The 7,210-nt window shown below is 40.4% G+C and carries 7 protein-coding genes; 5 read left to right on the forward strand and 2 right to left on the reverse strand.

Annotated elements, in window-relative coordinates; translation table 11 throughout:
• Positions 1-40: 40 nt before the first annotated feature.
• From metX to dcm, 4 genes are all read left to right on the forward strand, one after another.
• Positions 41-1,456 carry a homoserine O-acetyltransferase MetX gene (gene metX / locus INT03_RS05235; protein WP_193007900.1) on the forward strand — a complete coding sequence of 472 codons (1,416 nt, stop codon included), beginning with the start codon at positions 41-43 and terminating at the stop codon, positions 1,454-1,456.
• Positions 1,453-2,070 carry a methionine biosynthesis protein MetW gene (gene metW / locus INT03_RS05240; protein WP_045443684.1) on the forward strand — a complete coding sequence of 206 codons (618 nt, stop codon included), beginning with the start codon at positions 1,453-1,455 and terminating at the stop codon, positions 2,068-2,070. The genes metX and metW overlap by 4 nt, the downstream gene beginning before the upstream one ends.
• 561 nt (positions 2,071-2,631) lie before the next feature.
• Positions 2,632-3,213, forward strand: a complete 582-nt coding sequence (locus INT03_RS05245) for a tetratricopeptide repeat protein (RefSeq protein ID WP_193007887.1) — start codon at positions 2,632-2,634, stop codon at positions 3,211-3,213.
• Between the two features lie 344 nt (positions 3,214-3,557).
• A complete protein-coding gene (dcm, locus tag INT03_RS05250) occupies positions 3,558-4,832 on the forward strand; it encodes a DNA (cytosine-5-)-methyltransferase (protein WP_201605438.1) in 1,275 nt (424 codons plus the stop codon).
• Here the strand turns inward: dcm and INT03_RS05255 are convergent.
• Both INT03_RS05255 and INT03_RS05260 read right to left on the reverse strand, forming a co-directional pair.
• Positions 4,778-5,497, reverse strand: coding sequence for a PmeII family type II restriction endonuclease (locus INT03_RS05255; protein ID WP_045453744.1), 720 nt, complete (start codon positions 5,495-5,497; stop codon positions 4,778-4,780). The genes dcm and INT03_RS05255 overlap by 55 nt on opposite strands.
• Before the next feature lie 64 nt (positions 5,498-5,561).
• Complete coding sequence (locus INT03_RS05260; protein ID WP_193007888.1) at positions 5,562-5,753, reverse strand: hypothetical protein; 192 nt, start codon at positions 5,751-5,753, stop codon at positions 5,562-5,564.
• Between the two features lie 319 nt (positions 5,754-6,072).
• On the opposite strand from INT03_RS05260, the gene INT03_RS05265 reads away from it, so the two are divergent.
• Positions 6,073-7,158 (forward strand): rhodanese-related sulfurtransferase, encoded by a 1,086-nt coding sequence (locus tag INT03_RS05265; protein WP_226950366.1) that lies wholly within the window; start codon positions 6,073-6,075, stop codon positions 7,156-7,158.
• Positions 7,159-7,210: the final 52 nt, after the last annotated feature.

Here is a 7,210-nt window from a genome sequence, read left to right on the forward strand (position 1 = left end):
CCCGACAGATACGCTTCATTCGGCGAGCTTAGTTAATCCTGTGGACTCAGTCGGTTCAGTCGGAATTATCACGCCTCAGATTTTTCATTTCGCTGAGCCGTTGACGTTAGAATGTAATCGTACTTTGCCATCGTTTGATTTAATCATCGAAACTTATGGCACGCTAAATAATGACAAATCAAACGCGGTACTCATTTGCCACGCCCTATCCGGCAGTCATCACGCAGCCGGTTTTCATAGTGCTGATGATAAAAAAGCCGGCTGGTGGGACAATATGATTGGCCCTAATAAAGCGATCGACACCAATCGGTTTTATGTCGTATGTGTCAACAACATCGGCAGCTGTTTCGGCTCTACTGGTCCAACGACCATTAATCCTGACAGTATCGATTCAGACCAGAATAATGTAAACAAAAACAGTTTAGACAAAAACAATCCAGCCAGTGAGCCGCAAGTTTATGGTCCTGACTTTCCGCTCGTCACTATTAAGGACTGGGTAAAAACCCAAGCGATGCTGTCAGATCGTCTCGGTATTGACGTTTGGCATGCCATTGTTGGTGGCTCAATGGGTGGTATGCAGGCGCTGCAATGGTCAGTTGATTATCCAAATCGGTTAAAACGCTGCGTGGTCATTGCCAGCACGCCAAAGCTCTCAGCACAGAATATCGCTTTTAACGAAGTGGCACGGCAGTCGATATTGTCCGACCCTGATTTTAAAGACGGACGCTATTTACAAGCAGGCACCTACCCTCGTCGCGGGCTAATATTGGCTCGGATGGTTGGGCATATCACCTATTTGACCGATGATGCGATGAAGGCGAAATTTGGTCGTGATTTAAAGTCTGGCAAATTTATGTATGGCTACGATGTTGAGTTCCAAGTGGAGAGCTATTTACGCTATCAAGGCGAGCGCTTTAGCGAAAATTTCGATGCCAATACTTATTTGCTCATGACCAAAGCTTTGGATTATTTTGATCCAACACGTGATTATCCATCAGCCATGGCAACAGATGCTACAGAATCAGCAGCACAACTTGAGGACTCAATCGCCACATCAGTCGAATCTAGTAAACAAAGCATGCAACCTGCGTTAGAAGATACAGTGGCAACAATAGATGAGAGTGAACAGAATCGCCAGCAAGAGTTGTCTGCGCTCAAAGCCGCCTTTGCCCATACGCAATGCCAATACCTAGTGGTCTCATTTACCACGGATTGGCGCTTTGCACCGGAGCGCTCACAAGAGATTGTCGATGCACTAATGGCGACTGGCAAACCCGTCAACTATATCAATGTCGATGCGCCGCATGGTCATGATTCTTTCTTATTTGATATTCCCCGTTACATGGGTGCCGTCCGAGGATTTTTGACTGCGCCATTTATCACCGATAGCAAATCAAAGCAGCCAGCAAAAATCACAAATCAAAGCAGCCAGCAAAAATCAGGAGCACGCTCATGAGAATGGATCATCAATTGGCTGAGCGCTGGATTGCGCCGCACTCACATGTACTGGACTTGGGCTGCGGCAATGGTGAGTTACTCGCGCATTTACAACAAAATCGCGGCGTCACTGGCTACGGACTTGAGATTGACGAAGAAAAAATCAACGATGGTATCGCCAAAGGCTTATCTATCATCGAGCAAGACTTGAATGATGGTCTGGCACGTTTTGCTGATAACAGTTTTGACACCGTCGTCATGGCACGGGCGCTGCAAGCGGTCAAATCACCTGATGTGCTCTTACTTGACATGCTACGCGTTGCCCGCGAAGCCGTTATCACCTTCCCCAATTTTGCTCATTGGCAAAACCGCATTCATTTAGGGCTTAAAGGGATGATGCCTGTCTCAGAGGCATTGCCTTATGAGTGGTATAACACCCCAAACATTCATCTGTGTACGTTTAAGGATTTTGAGCAGCTTTGCGCCCAGCATGATATTCATATCGTCAACCGCTTTGCCGTCAGCGATTCTGAAAAAGGTCATACGCCACTTATGAAAGCATTGATACGCCAAGCACCCAACCTATTGGCAGACGTCGCTATCTATCGTGTCACCAAACAAAAACCTGAATAATAGATTTATCTACTTGAGGCGTGTCTTCATTTTAAAAATGGTGATAAAAATGAGATAAATTGCTGTCAAATAAGGCAAGTAGCGCAAATAATATCGAGATATTGCTAAGCTATTTGACGATGTTTGGTAAAATTTAGCCATTTTTGTCCATTTAGAGGATAATCAATTGAATTGAAGATACGCCCTAGCATCGATTGAAAGCGGTAGCACGGCTCATAAATACAAATTTTAACCTTAATAGCTGGTTAATTTATTCTTACGCTTAAGTAACTCTATGATTTTATTGAGGACAATGAGGTATGAATAAGCATTAAATCATGTAATTAGTATTTGAGTTTCGTAAGTTTGGGTGTTAAGCTAGCAAAATAGTGTCAATCGCACCCTGATTCTGACCGTTTATCGGTTCGACTAAAGGCATTTGCCACACCACATCGATTAATTATATTGCTAATGATTAGGTAAGTTGGTATCGCAAGATTTCACCTAATTGTTATCGCCGTCTAAATCCTTTTAGCGGTGCAACTTTTTTTTGCTTATTAACTGCCTAATTTTGGAGCTGCTATGAAATTATTAAAAGCTGCGTTGTTTACTGCCTTATTTTCTTGTGCAGGTCTAGCAAACGCTGAGTTAATATCAAACGTGCCACTTGATACGTCACGTTTTGAGCTAATGCCAATCAGTGAGCTGTCTAACCGCGCTGCCCAAGGTAACGATCACGCTCAGTTTTATTTAGCCAAGCGCTTACAGAAAGGTGAAGGTATTGCAAAGAATACCCAACAAGCTATTCAGTGGTATACCAAAGCGGCTCAGCAAGGCGTTGCCCCTGCTCAGTTGAATCTTGCCATCATGTACTTGCGCGGTGAAGGTGTTCAGCCTAACTTGCAACAAGCGAAAGTTTGGTTAGAAAAAGCCGCTATGCGTGGCGATAACCGTGCCAGTTATACCCTTGCATTGCTCGATGAAAAGCAAAAAAATCTAGTCGATGCTTATAAATGGTACGATTTGGCTGCCCGTGATGGTATGCTTGATGAAAAAGTACGTAATAAAGCACGCGGTAAAATTGGACAATTGGCATTGAACTTATCAAGCTCAGACATCGCTAGCGCTCGTAGCAAAGCCGATACTTGGTTCCAGAGTAAGTAAATCTAGCAATATACAGTTTTATTTTAAAAATAAAAATCCAGCCTTTGAGCTGGATTTTTTGTTGTCTGTTTCGCTCACATTTTACTTTTTTTTATAGAGAATTACCCATACATTCTTTGACGTAGACTAATCATGAATTTAAAGGCTTATATTCTCAATGAGTAGATACTCGTATAGCCCCAAACCCAAAAAGTAAGATTAGCTTAGTCAAAATTGCTAAGCATAATATATGTAGTGTGTGCTCAAGTTTCTCACATTACTCTAATTTTTGGAAATAGCATGAAAGCACTAGAGAGTAAAAAGATAATTTAATGCATTAGATATTATGTAACCATTGTATAACCATGTATAATGTTTCAATGAGAAAATTTTATACTATTGCCGAAGCTTCCATTATTCTTGGAAAATGCAAACAAACTCTACGTAGATGGGATAATAAAGGTAAGTTAACTGCCTTTCGCGAACCCATAAGTAATTATCGAGTTTATAGAAAAAAGGATATCAACGCTATTTTACAGCCTACTTTGTTAACCGATCCAATAATTAACTTTGTCAAACCTCATAAAAAATATACTGTTCTTGAATTGTTTGCAGGTGCAGGTGGACTCGCCTTAGGACTTGAGCAGTCTGGCATTGAATGTGTAGCACTCAATGAAATAGATAAATGGGCTTGTCAAACGTTACGACACAACCGTCCTAACTGGAACGTACTAGAAGGTGATATTAAGTCGTTCGACTTTTCAGAATACAAAGGCCAAGTCGATATCGTGACAGGTGGTTTTCCTTGTCAGGCTTTTAGCTATGCAGGTAGAAAGCTTGGGCTTGAAGATACACGTGGTACATTATTTTATGATTTTGCACGAGCAGTTAATGAGGTTCGACCATTAATTTGTGTTGGGGAAAATGTCAGAGGTTTAATGTCGCATGAAAAGGGTAAAACTTTAGAAGGTATGATTTCCGTTCTTGATGAAATTGGATATCGAGTTGTTCCAGTGCAGGTATTAAAAGCTATTCACTATAATGTACCTCAAAAGCGAGAACGCTTATTTATTATTGGTATACGTAAAGACATTGATATAAATTATCAATACCCCAAACCATCAAATAGAGTTTATAATTTGAGAGATGCTCTAAAAAAAGGGATGCTATATCAAACAGACGTTCCGAAATCAGATGGTGCAAAATACCCCATACATAAAAAAGAAGTTCTTGACTTAGTACCACCTAAAGGCTATTGGCGGGATTTACCTCTCGATATTCAAAAGGAATATATGGGTAAAAGCTTTTATTTAGGTGGCGGTAAAACTGGAATGGCTAGACGGATAGGATGGGATGAGCCTAGCCTTACTCTGACTTGTAGCCCTGCTCAGAAACAAACTGAACGTTGTCATCCTGATGAAACTCGTCCGTTTACAGTGAGAGAGTACGCACGCATCCAAACCTTCCCCGATGATTGGAAATTTATTGGTTCAACCTCTCAACAATATAAACAAATTGGTAATGCCGTCCCTTGCAATCTAGGTAAGGAAGTCGGATACTCTTTAGTGAAATTTTTAAATGCTTATTATGAGAAATCAAACAGTGAGGATTCTTCAATTTCTTTTGCCAATGCTATATAGCCTTGTTTAAAGAAATCATGTGAGTACATATTAAGAATCATATTATCCAATTTCCCAACCAGCTTTTCGTAAAATCCAGAGTACCCTGTCAGTCTATGCCAAAACTCATTGCCAATAACAACAGGAAACTGCTTATCAATTTCCTTATAGTGTTGACTTAATTGGCTTTCATCGCCGTATAAAACACCTAGTATCAAATCTGAGTTATTTAGATTTATGGCATTGGTTCTAGCTAGATTTGTTACTGTTGTAAATTTAGCTAGAAGTGGATTGACATCCTCTGAATTTATGGTGTTTGGTCCTGATTTTAATTGACACCATTTCTTCCGACCATCAACTTTATCTTCAAACTCAATATCCATGCCTTTTATTAATGAACCTTGGGCTAAATCCAATTCCACAAACATATTCTGAATACGAGTCCCGAAAGATGTGTTTATTGAAGTTCCTAAAACCCGTGGATAATATAAGGCTTTAGCTATACCAAGAGGTGTGAAATCATCTTCTAAAATCTTAGATAAGTACTTAACAAGAATTGGATTTATCTTATACGACTTTAGCTTTGAATGTGTTTTGATCACATTTATTCTATGATTGTCGAATATCTTTTCTTGAAAATATTTGGCTATTATATCCAATAGTTCTTGTTCACTTTTATTGTCCATAGTTTCCTACATGGTATTTCTAGTAAATTTGAAGCATCAATTATACACACACTTCAGTAGAGTACTAATTTATTAATACTTTACTGAAACCCAACAAACAACTTTCTTGATAATCTTTTTCTTTACTTAGGCGGATGTTGTCCTGCTTTGATAGGTCTAGAAAACAATGGCTATAAGTCTGCCAAGCCGTCTCTAGCTGAGTGCTATCAAGTTCGCGGACATACTTTTCGATGACGATAGATTGAAACAGAGACATACGAGCGCCTTAATAATGAAATAAATAGAACCAAACGATGAGCAAACGTCTACTATAGCAAGCTCTACTCATCGGATAAATGCCTAAAATTGATAATCACTCAGATAAGATTTCTTTAGTGAGTCGGCATTGCTTTAGCGATACCATTCGCTATTAAAGTATTCAAAACTTCCCTAAAATTTGCTACACTACGCCCGCATTAGCCAATTCCACAATCGTGCTAGTGTTATAGCATTACCAATTAATTTCAACCGTTAATTTTAAAAAGCACCTTAAACCCAATGCACTAGGTTTGCGACCTAGCCAGCAGGAGAAAAATATGAGTACCATTCAAGACCATAATACAGCTAGCAATATCCAAAACAGCACTGTCACCGACAACAAATCAGCCCCAGCCTACGATAGCGTCACCAATAACATCGTCGTTGCCGCTCTATATAAGTTCACGCGTTTTGCTGACTTTGAGCAATACCGCGAGCCAATTTTAAATAACATGCTCGATAATGATGTCAAAGGCACGTTATTGATTGCTAATGAAGGCATTAATGGTACGATTTCTGGCACACGCCAAGGTATTGATAACGTCCTTGAGTATCTGCGCAGTATCGAAGCGATTGGCAGCTTTACCTTTAAAGAATCTTATACCGATGCTCAGCCTTTTTATCGTACCAAAGTGAAGCTCAAAAAAGAAATCGTTACCATGGGCGTTGAAAATATCGACCCATTGCAATCAGTTGGACGCTATGTAAAACCAAGCGAATGGAATGCGTTAATCTCAGATCCTGACGTCATTCTTATCGACACCCGTAATGATTATGAAGTTAAAATCGGTACGTTCCAAAATGCCGTCAATCCAAATACCGAAACGTTCCGCGAGTTCCCAGAATACGTCGCAAAAGAGATGGATCCAGCCAAACATAAAAAAGTCGCGATGTTCTGTACTGGTGGTATACGCTGTGAGAAGTCTACTGCTTATATGCGCGAGCAAGGATTTGAAGAGGTGTATCATTTAGAGGGCGGCATCTTAAAATATCTAGAAGAAATTCCAGCCAGCGACTCTATGTGGCAAGGCGATTGCTTCGTTTTTGATAACCGCGTGTCGGTCAATCATAACTTAGAAAAAGGCAGCTATGAGCAATGCTTCGCCTGCCGTATGCCCATTACTGTCGATGACATGCAAAGCCTTGCTTACATCAAAGGCGAGTCTTGCCCGCATTGTATTGATAAAGCAACGGATGAGCAAAAAGCCAGATTTCGCGAACGTGAGCATCAAATGCAGCTGGCAAAGAAACGTGGCGAAGCGCATATTGGTAGTGATGTGATTGATGTGATTGAGAAACGCAAAGCCGCTAAAATCGAAGTACGTCGCCAAGCAGAGGAAGCCAATAAAGCTAACGCTGAATAAAGTTAAGATGGATAAAAGCAAAAAGGACGCCCCAATCAAATATTTGATTGGG

The sequence above is a fragment of the Psychrobacter sp. PG1 genome, assembly GCF_014897815.1.
Lineage (GTDB): Bacteria > Pseudomonadota > Gammaproteobacteria > Pseudomonadales > Moraxellaceae > Psychrobacter.

Coding starts and splice junctions, on each gene's coding strand:
- INT03_RS05255 (WP_045453744.1), bottom strand. CDS start 5,497: ATGGACAATAAAAGTGAACAAGAACTATTGGATATAATAGCCAAATAT.
- INT03_RS05260 (WP_193007888.1), bottom strand. CDS start 5,753: ATGTCTCTGTTTCAATCTATCGTCATCGAAAAGTATGTCCGCGAACTT.
- INT03_RS05265 (WP_226950366.1), top strand. CDS start 6,073: ATGAGTACCATTCAAGACCATAATACAGCTAGCAATATCCAAAACAGC.
- dcm (WP_201605438.1), top strand. CDS start 3,558: ATGTATAATGTTTCAATGAGAAAATTTTATACTATTGCCGAAGCTTCC.
- INT03_RS05245 (WP_193007887.1), top strand. CDS start 2,632: ATGAAATTATTAAAAGCTGCGTTGTTTACTGCCTTATTTTCTTGTGCA.
- metW (WP_045443684.1), top strand. CDS start 1,453: ATGAGAATGGATCATCAATTGGCTGAGCGCTGGATTGCGCCGCACTCA.